At 59.4% G+C, this 23,699-nt stretch carries 22 protein-coding genes and 1 tRNA gene; 16 read left to right on the top strand and 7 right to left on the bottom strand.

The window, feature by feature from the left end; genetic code table 11:
* Positions 1-39 precede the first annotated feature (39 nt).
* From C2E19_RS02805 to C2E19_RS02790, 4 genes are all read left to right on the top strand, one after another.
* Positions 40-1,326: a murein hydrolase activator EnvC gene (locus tag C2E19_RS02805; protein WP_129387792.1), complete on the top strand. Its 1,287-nt coding sequence runs from the start codon at positions 40-42 to the stop codon at positions 1,324-1,326.
* Positions 1,327-1,357: 31 nt separating this feature from the next.
* The gene (locus C2E19_RS02800) at positions 1,358-2,677 is read left to right on the top strand and encodes a S41 family peptidase (RefSeq protein ID WP_129387789.1); all 1,320 of its coding nucleotides are present in this window, start codon (positions 1,358-1,360) and stop codon (positions 2,675-2,677) included.
* A gap of 2 nt (positions 2,678-2,679) precedes the next feature.
* On the top strand, positions 2,680-3,456 hold the full coding sequence (locus tag C2E19_RS02795) for a divergent polysaccharide deacetylase family protein (protein ID WP_129387786.1): 777 nt from the start codon (positions 2,680-2,682) through the stop codon (positions 3,454-3,456).
* 132 nt (positions 3,457-3,588) lie between these two features.
* Positions 3,589-5,067 carry a serine protease gene (locus tag C2E19_RS02790; RefSeq protein WP_129387783.1) on the top strand — a complete coding sequence of 493 codons (1,479 nt, stop codon included), beginning with the start codon at positions 3,589-3,591 and terminating at the stop codon, positions 5,065-5,067.
* A gap of 105 nt (positions 5,068-5,172) precedes the next feature.
* Here the strand turns inward: C2E19_RS02790 and C2E19_RS02785 are convergent, their stop codons facing one another.
* The 7 genes from C2E19_RS02785 to C2E19_RS02755 form a co-directional block, all read right to left on the bottom strand.
* Entirely contained in the window at positions 5,173-5,928 is a 756-nt protein-coding gene (locus tag C2E19_RS02785; RefSeq protein WP_129387780.1) for an ABC transporter substrate-binding protein, read from the bottom strand.
* A gap of 82 nt (positions 5,929-6,010) precedes the next feature.
* On the bottom strand, positions 6,011-6,781 hold the full coding sequence (gene hisF, locus C2E19_RS02780) for an imidazole glycerol phosphate synthase subunit HisF (protein ID WP_129387777.1): 771 nt from the start codon (positions 6,779-6,781) through the stop codon (positions 6,011-6,013).
* A 9-nt stretch (positions 6,782-6,790) separates the two neighbouring features.
* On the bottom strand, positions 6,791-7,528 hold the full coding sequence (hisA, locus tag C2E19_RS02775; RefSeq protein ID WP_003220753.1) for a 1-(5-phosphoribosyl)-5-[(5-phosphoribosylamino)methylideneamino]imidazole-4-carboxamide isomerase: 738 nt from the start codon (positions 7,526-7,528) through the stop codon (positions 6,791-6,793).
* A gap of 42 nt (positions 7,529-7,570) precedes the next feature.
* On the bottom strand, positions 7,571-7,831 hold the full coding sequence (locus C2E19_RS02770; protein ID WP_129387774.1) for a DUF2164 domain-containing protein: 261 nt from the start codon (positions 7,829-7,831) through the stop codon (positions 7,571-7,573).
* Positions 7,832-8,470 carry an imidazole glycerol phosphate synthase subunit HisH gene (hisH, locus tag C2E19_RS02765; protein WP_129387771.1) on the bottom strand — a complete coding sequence of 213 codons (639 nt, stop codon included), beginning with the start codon at positions 8,468-8,470 and terminating at the stop codon, positions 7,832-7,834. It abuts the gene before it with no gap.
* Positions 8,470-9,063: an imidazoleglycerol-phosphate dehydratase HisB gene (hisB, locus tag C2E19_RS02760; protein WP_129387768.1), complete on the bottom strand. Its 594-nt coding sequence runs from the start codon at positions 9,061-9,063 to the stop codon at positions 8,470-8,472. The genes hisH and hisB overlap by 1 nt, the downstream gene beginning before the upstream one ends.
* 270 nt (positions 9,064-9,333) lie before the next feature.
* Complete coding sequence (locus C2E19_RS02755) at positions 9,334-10,998, bottom strand: OFA family MFS transporter (protein WP_129387766.1); 1,665 nt, start codon at positions 10,996-10,998, stop codon at positions 9,334-9,336.
* A 322-nt stretch (positions 10,999-11,320) separates the two neighbouring features.
* Between C2E19_RS02755 and C2E19_RS02745 the strand changes: the two genes are divergently transcribed.
* From C2E19_RS02745 to C2E19_RS02695, 12 genes are all read left to right on the top strand, one after another.
* Positions 11,321-11,725 carry an acetyl-CoA sensor PanZ family protein gene (locus C2E19_RS02745; RefSeq protein WP_129387763.1) on the top strand — a complete coding sequence of 135 codons (405 nt, stop codon included), beginning with the start codon at positions 11,321-11,323 and terminating at the stop codon, positions 11,723-11,725.
* 78 nt (positions 11,726-11,803) lie between these two features.
* Positions 11,804-14,029: an AsmA family protein gene (locus tag C2E19_RS02740; protein WP_129387760.1), complete on the top strand. Its 2,226-nt coding sequence runs from the start codon at positions 11,804-11,806 to the stop codon at positions 14,027-14,029.
* Complete coding sequence (gene mutY / locus C2E19_RS02735) at positions 14,026-15,093, top strand: A/G-specific adenine glycosylase (RefSeq protein WP_129387757.1); 1,068 nt, start codon at positions 14,026-14,028, stop codon at positions 15,091-15,093. The genes C2E19_RS02740 and mutY overlap by 4 nt, the downstream gene beginning before the upstream one ends.
* Entirely contained in the window at positions 15,090-15,362 is a 273-nt protein-coding gene (locus C2E19_RS02730; RefSeq protein WP_129387754.1) for an oxidative damage protection protein, read from the top strand. The genes mutY and C2E19_RS02730 overlap by 4 nt, the downstream gene beginning before the upstream one ends.
* 104 nt (positions 15,363-15,466) lie before the next feature.
* A tRNA-Phe gene (locus C2E19_RS02725) sits at positions 15,467-15,542 on the top strand.
* Between the two features lie 417 nt (positions 15,543-15,959).
* Positions 15,960-16,934: a 2,3-diaminopropionate biosynthesis protein SbnA gene (gene sbnA / locus C2E19_RS29330; protein WP_372238456.1), complete on the top strand. Its 975-nt coding sequence runs from the start codon at positions 15,960-15,962 to the stop codon at positions 16,932-16,934.
* 6 nt (positions 16,935-16,940) lie between these two features.
* The gene (gene sbnB / locus C2E19_RS29325) at positions 16,941-17,972 is read left to right on the top strand and encodes a 2,3-diaminopropionate biosynthesis protein SbnB (RefSeq protein ID WP_372238455.1); all 1,032 of its coding nucleotides are present in this window, start codon (positions 16,941-16,943) and stop codon (positions 17,970-17,972) included.
* Positions 17,972-19,756, top strand: a complete 1,785-nt coding sequence (locus C2E19_RS02715) for an FAD/NAD(P)-binding protein (RefSeq protein ID WP_256661277.1) — start codon at positions 17,972-17,974, stop codon at positions 19,754-19,756. The genes sbnB and C2E19_RS02715 overlap by 1 nt, the downstream gene beginning before the upstream one ends.
* The gene (locus C2E19_RS02710) at positions 19,753-20,367 is read left to right on the top strand and encodes a glutathione S-transferase family protein (RefSeq protein ID WP_129387748.1); all 615 of its coding nucleotides are present in this window, start codon (positions 19,753-19,755) and stop codon (positions 20,365-20,367) included. The genes C2E19_RS02715 and C2E19_RS02710 overlap by 4 nt, the downstream gene beginning before the upstream one ends.
* 17 nt (positions 20,368-20,384) lie before the next feature.
* Complete coding sequence (locus C2E19_RS02705) at positions 20,385-21,809, top strand: L-lactate permease (protein ID WP_129387745.1); 1,425 nt, start codon at positions 20,385-20,387, stop codon at positions 21,807-21,809.
* 29 nt (positions 21,810-21,838) lie between these two features.
* On the top strand, positions 21,839-23,317 hold the full coding sequence (locus C2E19_RS02700; protein ID WP_129387742.1) for a PLP-dependent aminotransferase family protein: 1,479 nt from the start codon (positions 21,839-21,841) through the stop codon (positions 23,315-23,317).
* A 21-nt stretch (positions 23,318-23,338) separates the two neighbouring features.
* Positions 23,339-23,686: a hypothetical protein gene (locus tag C2E19_RS02695; RefSeq protein ID WP_129387739.1), complete on the top strand. Its 348-nt coding sequence runs from the start codon at positions 23,339-23,341 to the stop codon at positions 23,684-23,686.
* Positions 23,687-23,699: the final 13 nt, after the last annotated feature.

Below are 23,699 nucleotides of genomic sequence, written 5' to 3'. Positions count from 1 at the left end.
CATACTAGGCCGTCCCTTACCCTGGTGCCGCCCGCCTCTATGCTCCGCGTCCTGATCGCCCTTGCTCTGACCTGCCTGCTCCAACCGGCCTTCGCTGACGAGCGCGCGCAAACCCAACAGCAGTTGGACGCCACGCGTCAGGACATTGCCGAGCTGAAAAAGCTGCTGAACAAGGTCCAGGAAGAAAAATCCGGCGTACAGAAAGAGCTCAAGGGCACTGAAACCGAGATGGGCAATCTCGAGAAGCAGATCGATACGCTGCAAAAAGAGCTGAAGAAAAGCGAATCCGAGCTGCAGCGACTCGATGCGGAGAAAAAAAAACTCCAGAGCGCACGCACTGAACAGCAGCGACTGATCGCCATCCAGGCCCGCGCGGCCTATCAGAATGGTCGGCAGGAATACCTCAAGCTGCTGCTCAACCAGCAGAATCCCGAGAAATTCGCCCGCACCCTCACCTATTACGATTACCTGAGCCAGGCGCGCCTGGAGCAGCTGAAAAACTTCAACGAAACCCTGCGCCAACTGGCCAATGTCGAACAGGACATCGCCGCGCAGCAGGCGCAATTGCTGGTACAGAAAAGCAGCCTTGATACCCAGCGCGATGAACTCGACAAGGTTCGCAAGGAGCGCCAGCAAGTCCTCGCCAAGCTCAACGACGATGTAAAGGCGCGCGATCAGAAACTCGCCGCGCGTGAGCAGGATCAGGCAGACCTGTCTAAAGTCCTTAAAACCATTGAAGAAACCCTGGCTCGCCAGGCTCGTGAGGCAGAAGAAGCGCGGCAGAAAGCGCTGATCGCCCAGCAGGAAGCGGAAAAAAAGCGTTTGCGTGAGGCGCAGGCTGAAAACAGCGACGCCCCACGGAAACCGGTCAAATCCACTCCCGGCGCGCTGGTCTCCAGCAGCGGCGAGACCTTTGGTGGCCCTTTTGCTGCAACCCGGGGAAAACTTCCCTGGCCGGTTGATGGTCGACTGCTGGCACGCTTCGGCGAAAGCCGTGGCGACGATGCCCGGACCAAGTGGGACGGCGTGATGATCAGCGCCTCCGCCGGTAGTCAAGTGCATGCCGTACACGGCGGTCGTGTGGTGTTCGCCGACTGGTTGCGCGGTGCCGGGCTGCTGGTGATCCTCGATCACGGCAACGGTTTTCTGAGTCTTTACGGTCACAACCAGACGTTGCTCAAGTCGGCCGGTGACGTGGTAAAAGCCGGTGAGTCCATTTCCACTGTCGGGAACAGTGGCGGCCAGGACACACCAGCGCTGTATTTCGCAATTCGTCAGCAGGGTCACCCGAGTGATCCGGCGCAATGGTGTCGTGCGCAAGGATAAGCGCACCGCCTAATTAAGGAGTTCGTTCGACATGCTGCATTTGTCCCGCCTTACCTCGCTGGCCCTGACGATCGCCCTGGTGATCGGCGCGCCTCTGGCGTTCGCCGCTCAACCGGCCCCGGCCGTCGCTCCGGCAGGCACTGCCGCGACCTCCAAGGCACCGCTGCCGCTGGAAGAGTTGCGCACCTTTGCCGAGGTCATGGACCGGATCAAAGCCGCCTATGTCGAACCGGTGGACGACAAGACCCTGCTCGAAAACGCCATCAAGGGCATGCTCAGCAACCTTGATCCGCACTCGGCCTACCTCGGCCCTGAAGATTTCACCGAGCTGCAGGAAAGCACCAGCGGTGAGTTCGGCGGCCTGGGTATCGAAGTCGGCGCTGAAGACGGCTTCATCAAGGTCGTCTCGCCAATCGACGACACACCGGCGTCGAAGGCCGGCATTCAGGCTGGCGACTTCATCGTCAAGATCAACGGTGCGCCAACGCGCGGCCAGACCATGACCGAAGCCGTCGACAAGATGCGCGGCAAGATCGGCCAGAAAATCACCCTGACCCTGGTGCGCGATGGCGGCACGCCGTTCGACGTGACCTTGGCGCGCGCAGTGATTCAGGTGAAGAGCGTCAAGTCGCAGCTGCTTGAATCAGGTTACGGTTACATCCGCATCACCCAGTTCCAGGTCAAGACCGGCGAAGAGGTCTCCAAGGCCCTGGCGAAGATGCGCAAGGACAACGGCAAGAAGCTCAACGGCATCGTTCTCGACTTGCGCAACAACCCGGGCGGCGTGTTGCAGGCGGCGGTGGAAGTGGTCGACCACTTCATCACCAAAGGCCTGATCGTCTACACCAAAGGCCGTATCGCCAACTCCGAATTGCGCTTCTCGGCCACCGGCAAAGACGAAAGCGAAGCGGTGCCGATGGTTGTGTTGATCAACGGTGGCAGCGCCTCGGCCTCGGAAATCGTCGCCGGCGCCCTGCAGGATCAGAAACGCGCCGTGGTCATGGGCACCACCAGTTTTGGCAAGGGCTCGGTACAAACCGTGCTGCCACTGAACAACGACCGCGCGCTGAAGATCACCACGGCGCTGTATTTCACGCCGAATGGCCGCTCGATTCAGGCGCAAGGCATTGTTCCGGACATCGAAGTGCGCAAGGCCAAGATCACCAACGAGGCCGATGGCGATTACTTCAAGGAAGCTGACCTGCAAGGTCACCTGGGCAATGGCAATGGCGGCGCGGACAAACCAACCGGCTCCGGCGCCAAGCCCAAAGCCATGCCGCAGGATGATGACTACCAATTGGCCCAGGCCCTGAGCCTGCTCAAAGGGCTGAGCATCACGTCCGGCCGTTGAGGATGTCTTTGCGTTTCGTCTTCGTTCTGTTGTGCTGTCTGGCGGGTGCTGCTCACGCAGAGCCCGTCAGCCCAAAGCCACACAAAGCCTACCTGACACTGATCATCGACGACCTGGGGCAGAATCTGCCCCGGGATCGCCGTGTGCTGGCCCTGCCCGGCCCGGTGACCACAGCGATCATGCCCGACACACCCCACGCCACTGAATTTGCCCGCGAAGCCCATCGCGCCGGCAAGATCGTCATCCTGCACATGCCGATGGACCCGGCCACCGGGCCCTACGCCTGGCACCCTGAACTGCCGATCGAAGAGCTGGAAAAACGCCTGAACGCCGCGTTCAAAATGGTCCCGTACACCGCTGGTATCAATAACCACATGGGCAGTCGCATGACCGCGCAACCAGTGGCGATGGCGTGGTTGATGGCCGAGTTGCAGCGGCGGCACAAATTCTTCGTCGACAGCCGCACCAGCGCGCAGACCGTTGCTGCGCAGCAAGCGCAGAAGATCGATCTGGCGAGTGTTTCGCGGGATGTGTTTCTCGATGACGAGCGCACTGAAGCGGCGATCTATACGCAGCTGCAGACGGCGATCAACCTGGCGCGCAAGCAGGGTTCAGCGGTAATGATCGGCCATCCCTATCCGCAGACGCTGGCAGTGCTCGAGCGAGAATTGCCGAAGCTGAAGGCTCAAGGCATCGAGTGGATCGACATCAAGCAGATGATCAGCGTGCGTAGTAACAGGGCGACGGCTGCACACGGGACAAATGGCATTTACCGTTAACCTGTCAATTAACGAACTTCTTTACAAACTCCCTACATCCCCAACAAATTGCAACACCTTGGAAAACCACACAAACCCAAACTAATTTATTCTCCTCCAGTCTGCACCCACGCAATTAGCCAAGGACTGGCCATGAATTTAAACAATTTCTATCCAAGCTTTTTATTACTCGCTGCATTCTCACTTCCTGCTAACTCCAACCCGATTGATTATGGCAGAGGGGTTGAAAACCTTTCACCCTCGCAATATCTGAACAACAAAGATGGCACATATAACTACTGGACGGGTATCGGCAAGTACAAGAGCCCCGCTCACGGTTTTTGCACTGCTTTCCTAATCGATACAAACAGCTCTCGAGCGTCCGATCCCGCCTATGCACTCACTAGCGCACACTGCGTGGGCAAGGAAAATGGTGTCATGCGAACAGACGACCCCATCGAAGGCACCATTACCTTCAACCATTTCATTGACACACCTGAAGCTCACAAGACCTTCCCTCTGAAAAAGGTATCCTGGAGCAGCATTCAGGGCGTCGATCTGGCTCTTTTGGAGCTTGGGGTGTCACAAGCCGAACTCCTGAAACAAGGCATCAAGCCTTTGAAACTGGCCCAGCAACCACCGACTGAAGATAGCGACGTTCTGATTGTGCATGGCCCCAACGGAGTTCCATTACGAATTTCTGCCTGCACCCACACGCCTTCCTCGGCAATTTTCGAGAAGCCTTGGGTTTGGCGACATATTGTCAGCAACCAATGCAAAGATGCTGCACCCGGAAGCTCGGGCAGCCCTGTAATTGACCGAACGAGCAACGAGGTCTATGCCGTGCTGGGTACGATGGCAAAGCAACTGACACCGCTGCCGGGATACGGCCAGATGCCGAGTGGCAATTACGCTAGTCCAACCTCGGTTTTCAACAGCTGCTTTATCGATGGAAAACTCAATAGCAACCCGGAAGTGTGTGAGTTATTCCCGGCAGCCTCCATTAAACTACCTTCCGAACTGGCAACGCATGCAAAAATCATAGTAACCACGGAGAATCAATACGTTTACCCGACATGGAACTTTGAAGTAACCGCCAGCACCCGTTTTATCCGGACCAAACGCACTTATGACCCACTCGATTGCGAAAATCCGAAAGACTACAGCCAACCGATCAATGCTGGCATCACCCCTGTTCAGTTAAATGTCCCAATGGGTCCGAAAACCGGACTTAATAACCTTTGTATTATTGGCACAGACAGTACCAACGAGATATTACCGAAAGGTACTTATCGAAACGCTGTCACTGTCCCCACCTATCTGATTGCTGCCGGGCCAACCCCCTCCCCAACAGTGGACTTTTCCTTCAATACAGAAATAAACAAAGCGATGATTCTGTGGCCGGAACGGAAGAACGAGGGCATTGACTGGTACGAGGTAAAAAACGGACTTGTTGAAAAAACCAGCTGCGAAGATTCACAGGGTTATAGCCGTGTGACATCCAATTGGCTACGCCCGAAAAGCAACTTCCCCTTAAAGCTCTGCGTCTACGCTGTCGACACCAACCATCAGCGCTCAGAGTTGAAGGAGTACACGCGGGAATGGGAGGCGCTCAAAAATAACGCCCCTTGATGCGCCCCTCCGGCCTTGTGTTTCTGTACCAACGGAAGCGCAGGGCTGGCCATGGCAAAGCTGAGCCAGTCGGCGCTGCACAACCTGAGTCGGAGCTACCAACCGCTACAGATAGCGCGACATGATTTCGTCGACAACACCGTCCTTGCGCATCTGATCCAGCGCTGCCTGCAGCTTGGCAACGACAGCGTCAGATACGTCTTTGTTCAGTGCCAGATAAAGCTCGGCGCTGTTGAAGCGCAACACGGTCTTGAGACCGGTGACTCCATCCTGCCGCGCCAGATAACGCCCGGCAGGATCCCCGGTGGCCCACAGGTCGATCTGGCCGTTGACCAGCTTTTTCGCATTGTCCTGATCACGCAGGACAACCAGCGGCTTCAGGCCTTGCTTGGCCAACGTCTCGGCAATCGCATCGCCCTTGTAGGCGCCAATCTTGTATTTACGTGCATCGTTGAGGGTTTCGAGGGTGATCTTGCTGTCGGCCTTGGCCAACATGATCCAGTCGTCCGGACCGATCGGGCCGACCCATTTGAAGAGTTTTTCGCGGTCTGGCAGGCGCGCCATCACGAAGGCACCGTAGCCAGGATTTTCCAGGGCGAGTTTGTAGACGCGCTCCCAGGGGAATCGCAGGGTCAGGCTGTAGGTAACGCCGGCGCGCTGGAACATTTCGCGCACGATGTCGGTGGCGATGCCATTGATGTTCTCGCCCTTGGCGAAGTTCTTGCCGTCTTTCGCCATGTTGTAAGGCGGGAAGTTTTCGGTGAGGAGCACCAGATCGGTGTCGGGACTGGTTTCGGCACGGGCCGTGTTGATGAGCAACATCGAGGCGCTGGCGAGAACAAGAAGCAGGCGTTTGATCATGTCGGGCTACCGAAATCCATGGCGTGCCCAAGAGTGCCTTGGGTGCGCCATGGTGTCCACTGGCCTGTATCGATTTTGACGCTTAACGCATCACGATGCCGCGGTTGGCCATGTAGGCCTTGGCTTCCTGCACGGTGTATTCGCCGAAGTGGAAAATACTCGCCGCCAACACAGCGCTGGCGTGGCCTTCGAGAATGCCGTCAGCCAGATGCTGCAGATTGCCGACGCCACCGGAAGCGATTACCGGGATGCCCAGCGCATCGCTGATCGCGCGGGTCACGCCAAGGTCGAAACCGTTTTTCATGCCGTCCTGATCCATGCTGGTCAGCAGGATTTCACCGGCACCGAGGCCTTCCATTTTCTTCGCCCACTCGACTGCATCGAGCCCGGTTGGCTTGCGCCCGCCGTGGGTGAAGATTTCCCAGCGCGGGGTTTCGCCCGGGCCGGAAACTTTCTTGGCATCGATGGCGACGACGATGCACTGCGAGCCGAAATGCTGCGCCGCTTCACCGACAAATTCCGGGTTGAACACGGCAGCGGTGTTGATCGACACCTTGTCCGCACCGGCATTCAGCAGATTGCGGATGTCCTGCACGGTACGCACGCCGCCGCCGACCGTCAGCGGAATGAACACCTGACTGGCCATGCGTTCGACGGTATGCAGCGTGGTGTCGCGGCCATCGACGCTGGCGGTGATGTCGAGAAAGGTAATCTCGTCGGCACCCTGCTCGTCGTAGCGACGGGCGATTTCCACCGGGTCACCGGCGTCGCGGATGTTTTCGAACTTCACACCTTTGACGACCCGGCCGTTGTCCACGTCCAGGCAAGGGATGATGCGTTTGGCCAGCGCCATGGTCAGTCCTCAGCCTTGGTACGAATCGCAGAAAGCTTGCGCTTCGGCGACGTCGAGGGTGCCTTCGTAGATCGCTCGGCCGGTGATAGCGCCGATGATGCCTGGCGCCTTGGCGTCGAGCAGCGATTTGATGTCACCGAGATTGTGGATGCCGCCGGACGCGATCACCGGGATCTTCGTGGCAGCAGCCAGTGCAGCGGTGAACGGTACGTTGCAGCCCTGCATCATGCCGTCTTTGGCGATGTCGGTATAAACGATCGAGGACACGCCGTCAGCTTCAAACTGCTTGGCCAGATCAATGACCTGTACGGTGCTGATTTCAGCCCAGCCATCGGTGGCGACGAAGCCGTCTTTGGCATCCAGGCCGACGATGATCTTGCCCGGGAACGCGCGGCAGGCTTCAGCGACGAACGCCGGATCTTTAACGGCTTTGGTGCCGATGATCACGTAGCTGACGCCAGCCTTGACGTAGTGCTCGATGGTTTCCAGCGAGCGGATGCCGCCACCGATCTGGATCGGCAGGGTCGGATAGCGCTTGGCAATCGCGGTGACCACCTCGCCATTGACTGGCTGGCCTTCGAAAGCGCCGTTCAGATCGACCAGATGCAGACGGCGGCAACCGCCCTCCACCCACTTGGCAGCCATGCTCACCGGGTCATCGGAGAACACCGTGGAATCTTCCATGCGGCCCTGGCGCAGACGTACGCATGCACCGTCTTTAAGATCGATAGCGGGAATAATCAGCATCTGGCAAACCTTCAAATTTGAATGTTCAGCTTGGCTCGGAAATCAGTTTTTCTCGAGCGCCCACAGGTCGCTTTCAATGCTTTCAAACCGCTCTTTGAGGTGGGTCTGCACATCGAAAATCGCCCTGTTGTAATAGTGCGGAGCAATTTCGCGGGTAAACAGCTCAAGAATTTCTGCCGCTTCGAACGAACCGAGGTCCAGTTCGAAACGGTCTTCCATGAACCGCTGAATCTTGCGATTGGCCTCGTTCTCCTGTTCGGGAGTGAGGGTCAGAATCGGCGGTTTGGTTTTCCTGGCAGCCATTTACCAGCGACCGTCCCACGCGGCGAAGTTCTGCAGCAATTGCAGGCCATGGGTATGGCTTTTCTCCGGGTGGAACTGCACGGCGAAACGCGAACCATCGGCCAGCGCCGCAGCGAAATCGACGCCGTAATGACCGCCACCGACCACTTGCCGCGAATTGGCGGCGGCGATGTAGTAGCTGTGCACGAAGTAGAAACGCGCCATGTCCGGAATGTCATGCCACAGCGGGTGGCTGACCTTCTGCTTCACCTCGTTCCAGCCCATGTGCGGGACTTTCAGGTGCTCGCCGTCTTCATGCAGGTCTTTGCCGAAGAACTTCACCGCGCCCGGGAACAGGCTGATGCAGTCGACACCGTCGTTCTCTTCGCTGGTGTCGAGCAAGGCTTGCATGCCGACACAGATGCCGAGAAAAGGACGATCCTGACTGACTTCGCGTACCAGCGAATCGAAACCGAGGCGACGGATCTCCGCCATGCAATCGCGAATCGCACCAACACCGGGGAACACCACGCGGTCAGCTTCACGAATCACGTTGGCATCGCTGGTGATCAGCACCTTGCCGGCACCGACGTGCTCGAGGGCCTTGGCCACCGAGTGCAGGTTGCCCATGCCGTAATCGATAACTGCAACCGTCTGCATTACAGAACGCCTTTGGTCGATGGCATTTGCCCGGCCATGCGCTCATCCAGCTCGACGGCCATGCGCAGCGCGCGGCCGAAAGCCTTGAACACGGTTTCGATCTGGTGGTGAGTGTTGGTGCCACGCAGGTTGTCGATATGCACGCTGACCAGCGCGTGGTTGACGAAACCCTGGAAGAATTCCTGGAACAGGTCAACGTCGAAGCCGCCCACAGTGGCGCGGGTGTACGGCACGTGCATCTGCAGGCCCGGGCGACCGGAGAAATCGATCACCACGCGCGACAACGCCTCATCGAGCGGCACGTAGGCGTGACCGTAGCGACGGATGCCTTTTTTATCGCCGATGGCTTTGGCAAATGCCTTGCCGAGGGTGATACCGACGTCTTCCACCGTATGGTGGTCGTCGATATGCAGATCGCCCTTGCATTCAATATCCAGGTCGATCAACCCGTGACGGGCGATCTGATCCAGCATGTGCTCAAGAAAAGGAACACCGATATCGAATCGGGCCTTTCCGGTGCCATCAAGGTTGATCGAGGCTTTGATCTGGGTTTCCAGAGTGTCGCGCTCGACAGACGCCTTACGTTCGGCCATCACCAGCTCCGCAAAATCATTGGGCGAAAAAGGCAGCCATTATAGGCACGCAGGAAGCAAACAGAAACACGAGAGGTGAGATGGCTGACGGATAGAACGCCCGGCTGTCGCGGGTAGACATGTCCATACAAGCCATTACAGGCACCCAAAAACAAATGTGGGAGCGGGCTTGCTCGCGAATGCGGTGGGTCAGCCAACACTTATGTCGACTGACAGTCCGTCTTCGCGAGCAAGCCCGCCCCCACAGGGGTAGTGCGTTTTATCACTTACTTAGTGAAACAGTACCGCCGTCTTCTGCAGGGTCACCCACACACCCCACGCCAACGGAATACCCACGGCCAACCACGCAGCGATCGCCAACGGCTTGCTGCCCGGCGCCGCTTTCCACTCCAGGACAGTGCTGGCGTCAGCACCTTTGTCGTGGCCCAGCGCTTGTTCGGCAGCCAGTTCCGCGTCGGTCATGAAGTATTTGTCGGCCACCGGACGTACCAGCAGGTTGCACAGGAAGCCCAGCACCAGCAGGCCAGCGAGGATGTACAAGGTGATGTCGTAAGCAGCAGCGCGTTCAACGCCGATGCTCAACTGATATTCACGCAGGTAGTTCACCAACACCGGTCCCAGCACGCCAGCCGCCGCCCAGGCAGTCAGCAGACGACCGTGGATCGCGCCAACCATTTGCGTACCGAACAGGTCGGCCAGGTAAGCCGGAACAGTGGCAAAACCGCCGCCGTACATCGACAGGATGATGCAGAACGCCGCCACGAACAGCGCAACGTTGCCCAGATGGCCCATGTTCGGAATCAGCGCGTACAGGGCAAAACCCAGTGCGAAGAACACGAAGTAGGTGTTTTTGCGGCCCAGGTAGTCGGAGAACGATGCCCAGAAGAAACGACCACCGATGTTGAACAGGCTCAGCAGACCGGTGAAACCGGCAGCAATCGCAGCGATCGAGGCCAATTGCCCGGCATCGAGCTGGCCAAACGGCACATCAACACCCAGCAGCTTGCCGCCGAACACTTCCTGCAACAATGGCGAAGCCATGCCGAGGATGCCGATACCGGCAGAGACGTTCAGACACAGCACCAGCCAGACCAGACGGAATTGCGGGGTTTTCCACGCCACATTCACATGCACGTGGCGGTTGGTGATCATCGCGTTCGCCGCTTTCTTCGCCGGTGCAGTCCAGCCTTCAGGCTTCCAGCCGGTAGGCGGTACGCGGTAAGCCAGAGCGCCACCGATCATGAACACGAAGTAGATTGCCGCCATGGCCACAAAGCTCTGCCAGACGCCAACGCCTCCAGCCGAGCCAAAGTGGCTCATCAGCGCGGTTGCCAACGGTGCACCGACCATCGCGCCGCCACCGAAGCCCATGATTGCCATGCCCGTGGCCATGCCGCGTTTGTCCGGGAACCACTTGATCAGGGTCGACACTGGCGAGATATAGCCCAGACCCAGACCGATACCGCCGATCACGCCCGAACCGAGCCACATCAGCCAGATCTGGTGGGTATAAATACCCAGCGCCGAGATCAGCAGACCGCCGCACCAGCACAGTGCCGATACCACACCGGCCTTGCGCGGCCCGGCGTGTTCCAGCCAGCCACCCCAGATCGCTGCCGAGCAGCCGAGGAAGATGAAGAACAGCGTGTAGATCCAGCCGAGCATCGAGATCGGCCAGTCGCATTGCGACGAAAACACTTGTGTGATGAAGCTCATGTCCGGTGCGCAAGCCACTGGAGCGGTAACGCCAAGCGCCTTGGACAGCGGCAACCAGAACACCGAGAAGCCGTAGGCCATGCCGATGCACAGGTGGATGGCCAGAGCGGCCGGTGGGACTAGCCAACGGTTGAAACCGGGCTTGGCGATGATGCGTTCCTTGGACAGGAACGCGGGCTGGTCGGCTTTGACGCCGTCCGCCGTAATGCTCGTGCTCATTGTGTATCCCCCAATTATTAGTATGGTTCGCCAGCCACTGTTCACCCTCGGCCTTATGCACGCAGGCATGACCGTTTTTTCAGGTGAAGCTCCATGAAGGCGCGACGTTAAGTCGCAGAAGGACGGACGAACGGGCGAAGGTTACCATTTGCAGGTGACAGAAAAACCAAACTGATATCACCTTTTTCATGTCATCTGATCTCTACACCTGTGTAGGAGCTGCCGAAGGCTGCGATCTTTTGACGTTGTTTTGCAAAAACAGGATCAAAAGATCGCAGCCTTCGGCAGCTCCTGCACGGGGCGCATTTTTTACGGGGTTACCATGCCGGTTATCGTTCAAACGCTTGAAGACGCCAATTATCAGGATCAGCAGGATCTGCAGAAAATCTATCGTGATGCACCCGAATGGCTGTTTTCGCCGTTTTCCAGTGAAGTGGAGCTGATCGAAAGTGCGTTGGCGGACGGGAGTTTTATTGCCGGACGTTTCAACGACCGTCTGCTCGGCGCCGCGCGCCTGCAAAGGCACCGCGACGTCTGGTACATGTCCCATTTGTGTGTACGAAAAGTTACTCGTCGCCGTGGGGTTGCCGAGCGGATGGTGAACCAAGCGCAGAAAATGGCGTCGCAAGCGGGGGCCGAACTGCGCCTGCGGGCACCCGCCGGGCACCTTGAAGCTCAGGCAATCGCCGCCCGGTTACAGGTGCCGCTGGAAGTCCTGACGACATGACGCCACACCGAACAGGGCCGTTGCAGCGCTATACTCCCCGGCTAAATTACGAATTCGACTAACTACAAGGACTCGCCCATGAAAGCGTTCGGCAAAATCCTGGGTCTGGTACTTCTCGGGCTGTTGCTGATCATTGTGGCGGCAGGTTTTGCCCTGACCCACCTCTTCGATCCCAACGATTACAAAGACGAGATCCGCCAGATAGCCCGCGACAAGGCCCACATCGAGCTGACGCTCAATGGCGATATCGGCTGGAGCCTGTTCCCGTGGCTCGGCCTGGAATTGCACGAGGCCAGCGTCGCGACGCTGGTCAAACCGACCGAACCGTTTGCCGATTTGCAGATGCTCGGCCTTTCCGTACGCGTGCTGCCGCTGCTGCGCCGTGAAGTGCAGATGAGCGATGTGCGCGTCGAAGGCCTGAACCTGCGCCTGAACCGCGACAAGGACGGCCACGGCAACTGGGAAGACATCGGCAAGCTGCCCGCCGAGGCCGGAGCGACGCCGCCAGCTGCAACCGCAGGCCAACCGGCCATCGAACCCACTGCTGCTGTGGAAAAACCACCGCAGCCGATCCGCCTCGACATCGATAGCCTGACCGTCAACAACGCCCGTGTTGAGTACAACGACGAGAAGACCGGCAAGCAGTTCAGTGCCGAGAGCATCCAGCTGAGCACCGGCCCGGTGCATGATTCGACCAATATCCCGGTGAAAGCCACTGCATTCCTTGGCACCAATCAACCGGTCCTGCGCGTGCGCACCGAGCTCACCGGTGAGCTGCGCATCGAGCGCGCACTGCAACGCTACAAGTTCGAAGACATGAAGCTGTCCGGCGAACTGGCTGGCGATCCGCTGCAAGGCAAAACCATGACCTTCGCAGCTCAAGGGCAGATATCGCTGGATAAAGCGGCCAACGTCGCCGAATGGACCGGCATCAAGATTTCCGCCAACCAGTTGCGCGCCTTGGGCGAACTGAAAGCCAACGACCTCGACAAGACCCCGCAGATCACTGGCGGCCTCTCCATTGCCCAGTTCGATCTGGCGAAGTTCGTCGACAGCATCGGTCAGAAACTCCCGGCCATGGCCGAAGGCAGCCTGAGCAAAGTCGAACTGGTCAGCCGGGTTGCTGCCACGCCAACCAGCGTCGCCTTCGACAACATCAACCTGAAACTCGACGACAGCAGCTTCAGCGGCCGCATCGCCGTCGAAGACTTCGCCAAGCAATCGCTGCGCGCGATCCTCAAGGCCGACACGTTCAACGTCGACCGCTATTTGCCGCCAAAATCGGCACAAGCCAACAGCGCCACGCAAGTGCGCCAGGCCGAAGTCGCCAGCACCGAAGCCGATGCCATGGCCGGCGCCGGTTCGACGCCGCTGCCGGACAAACCGAGCAAAACCGCCTGGAGCACTGAGCGCCTGTTGCCGGTCGAGCGTCTGGCCAAACTCGACGTCGATGCCGACCTGACCTTCGGCCAGTTGACCCTCGACAAGCTGCCGATCCAGAACGCCGCATTGAAAGCCACCGGCCAGGGCGGCCTGCTGACCCTGACCAATCTGAGCGGTGAACTGTACAACGGCGGCTTCGAAGCCAAAGGCACCCTCGATGTACGCCCAAGTGCGCCGGTACTGAACCTGCAGACCAAACTCAACCGCGTGCCGGCGGAAAAAATCCTCGAAAGCCAGGGCAAAAACCCGCCGGTCAAAGGCCTGGTGACCCTCACCAGCAACGTCACCAGCAGCGGCAACAGCCAGCAGGCGCTGATCGATACCCTAAACGGCAATGCCAGTTTCGTGATCAACAACGGCGTGCTGCTCAACGCCAACCTTGAACAGCAACTGTGCAAAGGCATCGCCACGCTCAACCGCAAAACCCTCAGCGGCGAGCCACGCGGCAAGGACACGCCGTTCCAGGAGCTGAAAGGCAACCTGACCTTGCGCAACGGCATCGCCAGCAATCCGGACCTGAAAGTGCGCATCCCCGGCATGACCGTCAACGGTGATGGCGACATCGACCTGCGCGTGCTCGGCATGGATTACCGCGTTGGCATCATCGTCGAAGGCGACACCAGCGCCATTCCGGATCCGGCCTGCCAGGTCGGCGACAAGTTCGTCGGCATCGAGTGGCCGTTACGCTGCCGAGGCCCGCTGGAACTCGGCGCCAAGGCCTGCCGTGTCGACAATGATCGCCTCGGCCAGGTCGCGACCAAAATGGCCGGCAACAAGCTCAGCGAGAAGATCGACGAAAAACTGGGTGACAAAGTCAGCCCGGAACTGAAAAACGCATTGAAGGGGCTGTTCAAGCGATGAGAGCGGAGCAGTTTTCCACGGCGGTGCTGGAGTGGTTCGACCGCCATGGCCGCCATGATTTGCCTTGGCAGCAGGACATCAACCCGTATCGGGTGTGGGTGTCGGAGATCATGTTGCAGCAGACTCAAGTCAGCACCGTGCTGAATTACTTCGACCGTTTCATGGCCGCACTGCCGACGGTCGAAGCGCTGGCCGAAGCCCCGGAAGACGAAGTGCTGCACCTGTGGACCGGCCTCGGTTACTACACCCGCGCGCGCAATCTGCAAAAGACCGCGAAGATCGTCGTCAGCCAGTACGGTGGCGAGTTTCCGCGTGACGTCGAAAAGCTTACCGATCTGCCGGGCATCGGCCTCTCCACTGCGGGCGCAATCGCCAGCATCAGCATGGGCCTGCGCGCACCGATCCTCGACGGCAACGTCAAACGCGTGCTGGCGCGCTTTACCGCGCAAGAGGGCTATCCCGGCGAGCCAAAGGTCGCCAAACAACTGTGGGCCAACGCTGAGCGCTTTACGCCGCATGATCGGGTCAACGCCTACACCCAGGCGATGATGGATCTCGGCGCCACGCTCTGCACGCGCAGCAAGCCGAGTTGCCTGCTGTGTCCGCTGGAGCGTGGCTGCGAGGCGCACATGCTCGGCCTCGAAACCCGCTACCCGATCCCCAAGCCGCGCAAAGCCATTCCGCAGAAGCGCACGCTGATGCCGATGCTGGCCAACGGCGACGGCGCGATTCTGCTTTACCGTCGCCCCTCGAGCGGTTTGTGGGGCGGCTTGTGGAGCCTGCCGGAACTCGATGGCCTCGACGACCTGCAACATCTCGCCGACCAGCACTCGCTGACCATGGGCGAGCAGCAGGCGCTGCCGAACCTTGTCCACACGTTCAGCCATTTCCAGCTGTCCATCGAACCCTGGCTGGTTCAGGTACAGGAGGCCGCCCATCACGTGGCCGAGGCCGACTGGCTCTGGTATAACCTCGCCACCCCGCCGCGCCTGGGCCTCGCCGCCCCGGTCAAAACCTTGCTCGAACGCGCGGCCGCCGTCTTGAATGCAGGAGAGTCGCCATGACCCGCACCGTAATGTGCCGCAAGTACAAAGAAGAACTGCCAGCCCTGGAACGCCCTCCGTACCCGGGCGCCAAAGGTCAGGACATTTTTGACCACGTCTCCGCCAAGGCCTGGGCCGACTGGCAGAAACATCAGACGCTGTTGATCAACGAAAAGCGTCTGAACATGATGAACGCCGAAGATCGCAAATTTCTTCAGGGCGAAATGGACAAGTACTTCTCCGGTGAGGAATACGCTCAAGCCGAAGGCTACGTTCCGCCTGCAGAGTAAACCCCGCAAAATCGGGGGTCGGATCGTAAGCGACGGAATTAATTTAAGAAATTTTAAAAAAGTCGTTGACGTAAATCCGAAAAACCCTTTTAATGCGCCCCGTTGCCCAGATAGCTCAGTCGGTAGAGCAGGGGATTGAAAATCCCCGTGTCGGCGGTTCGATTCCGTCTCTGGGCACCAAATACCGAAAACCCTGAATCGCAAGATTCAGGGTTTTTTTATGCCTGCGATTTGATCATCCGCTGCAATCCCCCGCCACGCCCTCCTCCTCAGACCCCGTCGCCATCGGGTGTACTGGAAAAAACCGAAAATCTGTATCTCTCCCTGCGCCGGGAAAATCGCCAGTATTTCCTCAGCCCTGGCGAACCACTTTCTGGCTCTACCTTGCGCGCCAACACCCTCTGGATGTCTTCCGGCACCAGAGCGCAAAACTGATTTTTTTAATAGATCGGCGTCCACCGCAAGGTCACCTCCCGTCCAGTTAAAAAATCCAAAAACCACCCAAACGGGCGAACGGCAACCACTGCTTTTCAAACACCCCAGGACTGATGCTGGCGACTGATTGCGCCCGGCATAAACGAGCGAAACGGACGACGTATGATCAAACAACTTATCAATGAAGATAGTTATGTGCAGATCGAGGATCTTTGCAGCGCAAAGATTCAATTGAAGATCGAAGGACTGAATCCTGCCGGATCCATCAAGCTCAAAACCGCTCACGCGATCATCTCCGACCTGGAAGGTCGCGGATTGATCAGCCGCAATACCCGCCTGATCGAATCGTCATCAGGCAACCTCGGCGTGGCGCTGGCCATGGTCTGCGCCGCCAAGGGCTACAAGTTTGTCTGCGTGATCGATCCGAATATTTCTGCGCCGAACAGAAAGCTGATGCACGCCCTCGGTGCCGAAATGCTCATGGTTGATCAGCGCGACGAAAACGGCGGGTACCTGAACTCGCGGATTCGTCTGATCGAGCAACTGGTCGCCGACAACGCCGACTACATCTGGCTCAATCAATACAAGAACCCGGTCAACCCGCTGGCGCACTACCAGGCCACGGCCAAGTCCATTGCCCACAAGTTTCCACACGTCGACTACCTCTTCGTCGGCGCTGGCACTACCGGCACGCTGATGGGCTGCAAGAACTACTTCGCCGAACATCACCCACACACCAAAGTCATCGCCGTCGATACCGTCGGCTCGGTCACTTTCGGTTTGCCAGGTGGTACGCGCCATATTCCGGGGCTGGGCACCAGCCGTCGTCCGGAAATCTTCGAACCGGCCGGCATCCACGATTTCCTGTCCATCCCGGAGGAGCAGACGATCAAGGTCTGCCGCTGGCTGGCGCAACGCTACGGCCTGCTTTTCGGTGGCTCCACCGGCACGGTCCTGGCCGGTGTTCAGCAATGGGCGCACCACATCCGTCCCGACGATGTGGTGGTGGCGATTTCACCGGACATGGGTGAGCGCTACCTCGAAACCATCTACTCCGACGACTGGGTCACCCAGCGCATCGGCGCATCAGCATTGCAACCCCTCTTTCCAGAAATCGCTCTGGCACTTTCGGCGTAATCCCTCATGACCACACAATCATTGCTTCGACCATTCCACGTGATTCCTGGCGCCGCCATCAAGAACATCCTCGACGAACTTCGTCAGGAAGCCATCGAGATCGTTGCCCAGACCTACCTGACCCACGAACGTGGCGAAACCGTTAACCCCGACAGCTACTTCCTGCGTTTCCCGGAACAGCCGGCGAACCGGATCATTGCCTTGCCGGCGGCGATCATCGACAGCGAAGGCGATCAGTCAGTCTCCGGGATCAAGTGGATTGCCAGTTATCCGGACAACATCAAGTCGGGAATCCCGCGCGCGTCTGCGGTGCTGATTCTTAACGATCCGGACACCGGATATCCGTACGCGCTGCTCGAAGGCGCGCTGATCAGTGCGGTCAGAACTGCCGCGTCCGCAGTGCTCGGCGCCTGGTGGCTGAACGGCCGGAACAAGCGCGCACCGCGGCTTTCGATCATTGGCGGCGGCGTGATTGCACGCAATATACTCGAGACGTTCTTCAGTGATGACTGGTCGTTCGACCGCGTTGAAATCCACGATCTCAACGCTGACTCGGCTCAGGCGCTGGTGGCATTCGGTGAACAACTCGGCTTGCCGGATGTACAACAGGTTTCACTGGAACAGGCACTGAGCGCTGACGTCGTGGTTTTCGCCACCAGCGCCGGCGAACCCTACGTCAACGGCAAAGGCACATTCCGCCCGGGGCAGATCGTGCTGAACATCTCGCTACGGGATATCGGCGCGGAGATCATCGAGGAAAGTTACAACTACTTCGATGACATCACCCATTGCCTGAAAGCCAATACCTCGCCACATCTGGCGGAACAGAAATACGGTCATCGTGATTTCGTCACCGGCACCGTCGCGCAGTTGATTCGCGGCGACCTGCAGGTAAGTCGCGACAAGCCGTTGATCTATTCGCCGTTCGGCATGGGCATTCTCGATCTGGCGATCGGCCGGATGATTCATGACATCGCGGTCAACGAAGGCTCGGCTGTCGCCATTCCATCCTTCTTCGGGGAGGAGCGCAGATGGTGATGGCTCCTCTGCATATCGGCCTGGTCGGCTGTGGGTCACGCGGGCTGTCGATTTTCGAACGCCTGCTGAGCCTCGCCGAAGAGCGCCCGGATCAGCCGGTGATCATCGACATTTTTGATCCCAATGTATTCGGCAGCGGCGCGCACTGGCCGGATCAACCCGATTACCTGCTGCTCAATACCGTTGCCGGACAACTGGGTGTGTTCCCTGATGTGCCCGCGCTGGGAAATCTGCAGGATGCGCGCGAGCGGCCGGGTCCGGACTTCCTCGCCTGGTGCCTGCAGCAGCGCATCAAGGTCGATCCCGAGAGTGGCCTGCTGGCCCAAGAGGGACGAGACGTCGAGCCGCAGGATTTCCTCCCGCGACACTTGCTCGGCGCTTATCTGGCGGACGCCTTCGAGCAAATCCTCGCGACGGCGCCGCACTGGGTCAGCGTGCACCTGCACCATCAAGCCGTTACGGCGGTGGAGGCCCTTGAAGGCCATCAATACGTGTTGCGCACTGCCTCTGGTACGTCGGCGACCGTCGATCGACTGATCCTGACCGTCGGCCATACAGGCCGTGTGCGCCCCGCCGACCCAGACCGCGTCGAAGACGTCTATCCGTTGCCCGGCAGCCTCGCCAGCATCGAGCCGGGCGAAACCGTGCTGATCGAAGGCCTCGGCCTTGGCGCGATGGATACCTTGGCGGCGCTGACCGCCGGCCGGGGCGGCCAGTACAAACAGATGGCAGACGCCAGTCACGTGTATCACCCTTCTGGCCAAGAGCCGGTGATCTACATTCAGTCACGCGACGGGCTGCCATTTCGCACCCGGCCCAACGGCCTGATCGATTTTGCCCGACATCAGGCGGTACTTCTGACGAGTGCGCGGATCGAGGACCTGCGCGTGCATGCAAAGAACCGTCAACTGGACTTCGAGCACGACATTCTGCCGATCATGCTGCTGGAGATGCGTGCCGCCGCTGTCGCCGTCCTGCACGCCAAATCAAAGCCCGAACACCATCGCGAAGTACTCGACCGCCTCAGGGCTGTCAGCGTCCCGGGAAGCGCCGGCATAGCCGCTTGCGAAGCGCTGCTGAGCGAACACGAAGGGAGCGCCGGTTCGATTAATCCGCAGGCGCTGATCTGGCATGCACTGCCCGACAGCGTGACGCCGCACAACTATCACTCGTGGATCTATCACGCGCTCGAAGCCGACTTGCACGAGGCGCGGCTTGGACGCGGTGAATCGGCGATCAAGGCAGCCATTGAAGTCTGGCGCGATCTGCGCGACCGGCTGCGTCAAGCCGTCGATTTCGACGGGCTGACCGAGGCTTCGCACCGGCAGTTCTATGGCCGTTGGCACAAGGCGATCAACCGCTTGGTCGCCGGCCCGCAGAAGGAGCGTCACGCCGACCTGCTCGCACTGTGTGACGCCGGTCTGCTGACGTTTCTCAAGCCGGGCACACAACCCGCGACCGCGCATTACCGCCGGGTCGCCGGCTATGTCCAGGGCAGCGGGGTGAGCAACAGCGATTGCGCGCCGGTACGCGATCTGGCCCGCCTCGGTTTCATCCGCCCGCGCACCGATGAACCGGGCATCGACGGCATCGATGTCGACGCTGCCTGCCATCCAAAATCAAGTCAGGGTGAACCGGTACGCAACATTTGGGTACTCGGCCCGCTTGCCGAAGGCTCCTGCTACTACAACCACTACGTCACTTCGGCCGGCGCGCCTTCGCGTCTGTTCATGGACGCACATCGAGCGGCCACCGCAATCCTTGAGGCAGGTACTCCAGCATGAAACTTTTCTACCAGACGCATTCGCCTTATGCCCGCAAGGTGCTGGTGCTCGCTCATGAACTCGGGATCGCTGCGGACCTTGAGGTGATACATCACGAGACCAGCCCGACCTCGCCAAACGCAGTGATCTACCAGGCCAACCCCTTGGGCAAGGTCCCGGTACTGATCCTCCCCGACGAGACGGCACTGTTCGACTCCATCGTGATTTGTGAATACCTCGACGACCTGAGCCAAGGGTCGAAATTCATCCCGCCAAGCGGCCCCGAGCGCTACAAGGCTCTGCGTCTGCAGGCGTTGGCCCAGGGCATGTGCGATGTCGGCATCAAGCTGCGCTGGGAAGTCGAGCGTCGCCCGGAGGCCTTGCGCTATCCGGCCTACGCCGATGGCCAGGCCTACAAACTCAAAGAGGCCTACCGCTTCATCGAAGAGCACGTCGACCTCAATGGCCCGATCACCATCGGCCACATCGCCTTGGCGACCGCACTCGACTGGATTGCCTTTCGCGAGCTGTCGGATTTTTCCGCGCAGCAGCGCCTGACCGAGTGGTATCAGACTTTTTGTGAGCGTGCGTCCATGCGGGCGACCGAGTACAGCGGGCAGACTCACGATTAAGTTAAGGAAAACTGTGTATGACTTCGCTCTTGTTGCAAATGTCGCCGATCGGCCTGGTGATCGCGCTGATACTCATCGTCCGCCGGCCACCGGTACAAGCCGCGCTGGCGGGCGTGGCGCTGGTGTTCCTGTTATGGGCACTGGGCGCTGCCGGACCGGTGTCGGCAGCGATCACCACGGCCATTTTTCAGGACACCACGATCCTGTTTCTCAGCACCGCCTGCGTGATCGTGCCGGGGCTGGCGTTCGTCATATTGGTTGAACGCGGTGGCGCACCTCAGGCCATCGGCGCCTGGGTCAAGGAGCTCGGCTGGACACCGCCGGCTCAAGTCATCTTCATCGTCCTCGGCCTCGCGCCGCTGCTTGAAGCGATGACCGGTTTTGGCGTCTCGCTGATTGCGACAGTGCCGCTGTTGATGGGCCTGTTCACCCGTCAGTCGGGGATGAAAATCGCCCTCGCCGGCATGGTCATCATGCCGTGGGGCACGTTGGGCCTGGCGACGGTGATCGGTGCGTTGCTGGCGCATTTGCCGGCGGAAACACTCGGCAGCCACTCGGCGCTGATCAGCGCCCCGGTGTTCCTCTGCCTGGCCGCCATCGCTTTGTGGCAAGCCGGGATCCGCACCGTGGCTCCGTGGCTCTGGCTGATGGTGGTAACCGCGTTGTTCATCGCCGTGCTATTTTCGATCAACCTGTGGATCGGGCCGGAAGTGTCCGGCGTGCTGGCCGGCCTTGCCGTGGCCTGCGTCGGCCTCGGCATTTCCTTTTCGCAGCGCAAAAAACTGGTGCGCTGGCCGAGCGCGGCGTGGCCGTATCTGGCCTTGCTGGGCGTCATCGTTGCGTCGCGCGGGCTGTTTGTGCTGTCGGGCTGGGATGCGCTGTGGATCATCAAGGGCGAGCATGTTTCGTGGAAGCCTCTGGCGTCCCCGGGCCTGGCGTTGCTGATCGTCACCTTGCTGATGGCCGTCAGACAAGCCACGCCCACAGGTTTCCCATGGCGCGCACTGTTCAACCGGGCGAAGTTTCCAGTCACGACGATTTTCCTGTTTCTGCTGCTGTCGCAGGTGATGGTCAACGCCGGATTTCTGGTCGAGGCGCAACGCACTCTGCAATCGTTGTCGGGGATTTCCCTGGCGCCGACGATTGCTTTGCTGGCGGGGATTGCCGGTTATGTCACCGGCTCCAACGTCGGCGGCAACACCCTCGTCATGCCGTCGATTGCGGCACTGACCAGCGAGCACGGGCCATGGCTGGCCGCGATGGTCAACAGTGCGGCCGGGCATGGTGCGCTGGGGTCGTTATCGATTCTGTCGCTGATCACCGGGCTGGCGGGCGCCAACCGGCATGAAGAAAACGGCCTGATTCGATTCGCTTTCGGCCTGGTTGCCCTGAACATCGTCATTGTTGCTGCAACGGGGATGGTTTTACTCTATTTTCTCTGAATTGTTTCCAGGAATGACCAAGAGAACTTATGGACAGGTTTGATCTACCGGACAAGCGCTGGCGAATCGTCAAGGACTGGATTATTCGTCAGATCGAAAGTGGTGAATGGGCAGCTGAGTCCAAGCTTCCATCGATTCGGTCCCTGGCCCGAATGTTTGAAACCAGCATCACCACCGTCCAGCGTGCACTGGCTGACCTGGAAGCCGATGCCTATGTTTCCACCATCCCGCGCGTCGGCTATTTCGTTTCCACAGCCGGTAAAGCCAAACCGGCCAACGGTTTCGACTTCTCCAGTGTCACCGTCAACGTCAATCACGCCGTGGTCGCGATGCTCTCCCAAGCAGCGTCGCGCACCACTGCATCATTGAGTTCAGCGGTGCTGCACAGCGATCTGACGCCGCACGTGTTATTGAACAAATGCCTTTCGGTAATGGCCGGCAAGGCCGACAACTCGCTGACCGGTCTGGTGGCACCGCCCGGTCTTCCAGCACTACGTCGGCGCATTGCCGGGCTGATGCTGACGCGCGGGGTCGTCTGCGGCCCGGACGATATCCTCGTGACCTCGGGCGACACTGTCGCGCTTGAACTGGCACTCGAAGCCGTCGCGACCAAGGGCTCGACGGTAGCTATCGAGACGCCGACCTACTACGGCATCCTGCAGACCATCGAACGGCTGGGCATGCGCGCCTTGCCGATTCGCACCCACGGCGAACTGGGCATCGACGTCGATCACCTCGAAGAAGCCCTGAAGCAGAAAAAAGTCTCGGTGATTTTTCTCAATCCCACCCTGCAGAATCCCCGTGGCTTCATCATGCCGGATGAGACCCGGGCCAGACTTTCACAGATTGCTCGCGAAGCGGATGTGCCGATTATCGAGGACGATATTTTCTTCGATCTGGTACCTGAGGGAGAACGTCCGCGCGCGATCAAAAGCTACGACAGCAGCGGGCAGACGATTTACTGCTCATCATTTTCGAAAACGGTCGCGCCGGGTTACCGCGTCGGCTGGTGCGTCGCCGGCAGATACCGCGAGGCGATTCTTGCGCAAATGTTCTCGCGCAATCTGGCCGTTTCCAGCCTCGCGCAAAATGTCCTCAACGAGTTCATCGGGCGCGGCTATATGGAGGAGCATTGCGCGCGGCTACGCTCGCAACTGTCGTCGCTGGCGAACTTTGTCGAAACGCTGGTACGCACTGAGTTTCCCTTCGGAACGGTCTACGTGCCGCCGCGCGGAGGATTCATCCACTGGATCAAGTTACCCGCGCATACGGACATGCCAGCACTCGAACGGCTGGCCAGTGAACGCGGTTGCCACGTGGCCGGCAGCGGGATCTTTTTCGCCGATGGGCAGCCCTCCACCGGTCTGCGCATCTGCCTGGGTACCACGCTGTCACCGGGGGTGATGCAAATTTTGCAAGTGATTGCCGAATGCGCGCACGTCGCCGCAGGACCCTCGAATGTGCGGCTGAAACTGGCGGACTCTCGCGAGGAACCAGTGCTTCCCTAGCGGAAGACGGTTAATCCTGCGATGAACCAGAAACGAACCCGCGTGCCCCTGCCCCATCCGCCGCCGTATCGGCCAAGCCGCATGACTTACTGGCTGACCGTGCTCGTTGCCGTGCTGATCGCCTTCGCCATTGGCACATCGATCTGGATGCTGGTCGACAGCTGGATCACCGGCTCGATCACTACCAATAATCGCGGCCCGCGCAGCACCTACACCTTGGCCCTGCAACCTCGCCAGTTCAGGGCGGAGTTCATCAAGCAAAGCATCGGCACCGTGTTCATGCTGGTGATGGGGCTGTTCGGGCTTTGGATTTATCGCAAGGTGCAGGAGCCAGTGAACAGCCCCAAAGGCAAGCGCACAAAGCGCTAGGCAAGGGCGGCAT

The organism is Pseudomonas sp. DTU12.3 (genome assembly GCF_004124275.1).
Classification (GTDB): domain Bacteria; phylum Pseudomonadota; class Gammaproteobacteria; order Pseudomonadales; family Pseudomonadaceae; genus Aquipseudomonas; species Aquipseudomonas helmanticensis.
Note: the sequence above shows the minus strand (reverse complement) of the source record. Positions and strands in the feature narration are given on the sequence as shown.

What these genes read in the sequence shown, in the direction of transcription:
- C2E19_RS02705 (WP_129387745.1), top strand. Translation starts at nt 20,385, where the DNA reads ATGACTTCGCTCTTGTTGCAAATGTCGCCGATCGGCCTGGTGATCGCG.
- C2E19_RS02710 (WP_129387748.1), top strand. Translation starts at nt 19,753, where the DNA reads ATGAAACTTTTCTACCAGACGCATTCGCCTTATGCCCGCAAGGTGCTG.
- C2E19_RS02785 (WP_129387780.1), bottom strand. Translation starts at nt 5,928, where the DNA reads ATGATCAAACGCCTGCTTCTTGTTCTCGCCAGCGCCTCGATGTTGCTC.
- sbnA (WP_372238456.1), top strand. Translation starts at nt 15,960, where the DNA reads ATGATCAAACAACTTATCAATGAAGATAGTTATGTGCAGATCGAGGAT.
- C2E19_RS02805 (WP_129387792.1), top strand. Translation starts at nt 40, where the DNA reads ATGCTCCGCGTCCTGATCGCCCTTGCTCTGACCTGCCTGCTCCAACCG.
- C2E19_RS02755 (WP_129387766.1), bottom strand. Translation starts at nt 10,998, where the DNA reads ATGAGCACGAGCATTACGGCGGACGGCGTCAAAGCCGACCAGCCCGCG.
- C2E19_RS02740 (WP_129387760.1), top strand. Translation starts at nt 11,804, where the DNA reads ATGAAAGCGTTCGGCAAAATCCTGGGTCTGGTACTTCTCGGGCTGTTG.
- hisF (WP_129387777.1), bottom strand. Translation starts at nt 6,781, where the DNA reads ATGGCGCTGGCCAAACGCATCATCCCTTGCCTGGACGTGGACAACGGC.
- C2E19_RS02790 (WP_129387783.1), top strand. Translation starts at nt 3,589, where the DNA reads ATGAATTTAAACAATTTCTATCCAAGCTTTTTATTACTCGCTGCATTC.
- C2E19_RS02730 (WP_129387754.1), top strand. Translation starts at nt 15,090, where the DNA reads ATGACCCGCACCGTAATGTGCCGCAAGTACAAAGAAGAACTGCCAGCC.
- hisH (WP_129387771.1), bottom strand. Translation starts at nt 8,470, where the DNA reads ATGCAGACGGTTGCAGTTATCGATTACGGCATGGGCAACCTGCACTCG.
- C2E19_RS02795 (WP_129387786.1), top strand. Translation starts at nt 2,680, where the DNA reads ATGTCTTTGCGTTTCGTCTTCGTTCTGTTGTGCTGTCTGGCGGGTGCT.
- C2E19_RS02700 (WP_129387742.1), top strand. Translation starts at nt 21,839, where the DNA reads ATGGACAGGTTTGATCTACCGGACAAGCGCTGGCGAATCGTCAAGGAC.
- mutY (WP_129387757.1), top strand. Translation starts at nt 14,026, where the DNA reads ATGAGAGCGGAGCAGTTTTCCACGGCGGTGCTGGAGTGGTTCGACCGC.
- hisA (WP_003220753.1), bottom strand. Translation starts at nt 7,528, where the DNA reads ATGCTGATTATTCCCGCTATCGATCTTAAAGACGGTGCATGCGTACGT.
- hisB (WP_129387768.1), bottom strand. Translation starts at nt 9,063, where the DNA reads ATGGCCGAACGTAAGGCGTCTGTCGAGCGCGACACTCTGGAAACCCAG.
- C2E19_RS02695 (WP_129387739.1), top strand. Translation starts at nt 23,339, where the DNA reads ATGAACCAGAAACGAACCCGCGTGCCCCTGCCCCATCCGCCGCCGTAT.
- C2E19_RS02800 (WP_129387789.1), top strand. Translation starts at nt 1,358, where the DNA reads ATGCTGCATTTGTCCCGCCTTACCTCGCTGGCCCTGACGATCGCCCTG.
- C2E19_RS02745 (WP_129387763.1), top strand. Translation starts at nt 11,321, where the DNA reads ATGCCGGTTATCGTTCAAACGCTTGAAGACGCCAATTATCAGGATCAG.
- C2E19_RS02715 (WP_256661277.1), top strand. Translation starts at nt 17,972, where the DNA reads ATGGCTCCTCTGCATATCGGCCTGGTCGGCTGTGGGTCACGCGGGCTG.
- sbnB (WP_372238455.1), top strand. Translation starts at nt 16,941, where the DNA reads ATGACCACACAATCATTGCTTCGACCATTCCACGTGATTCCTGGCGCC.
- C2E19_RS02770 (WP_129387774.1), bottom strand. Translation starts at nt 7,831, where the DNA reads ATGGCTGCCAGGAAAACCAAACCGCCGATTCTGACCCTCACTCCCGAA.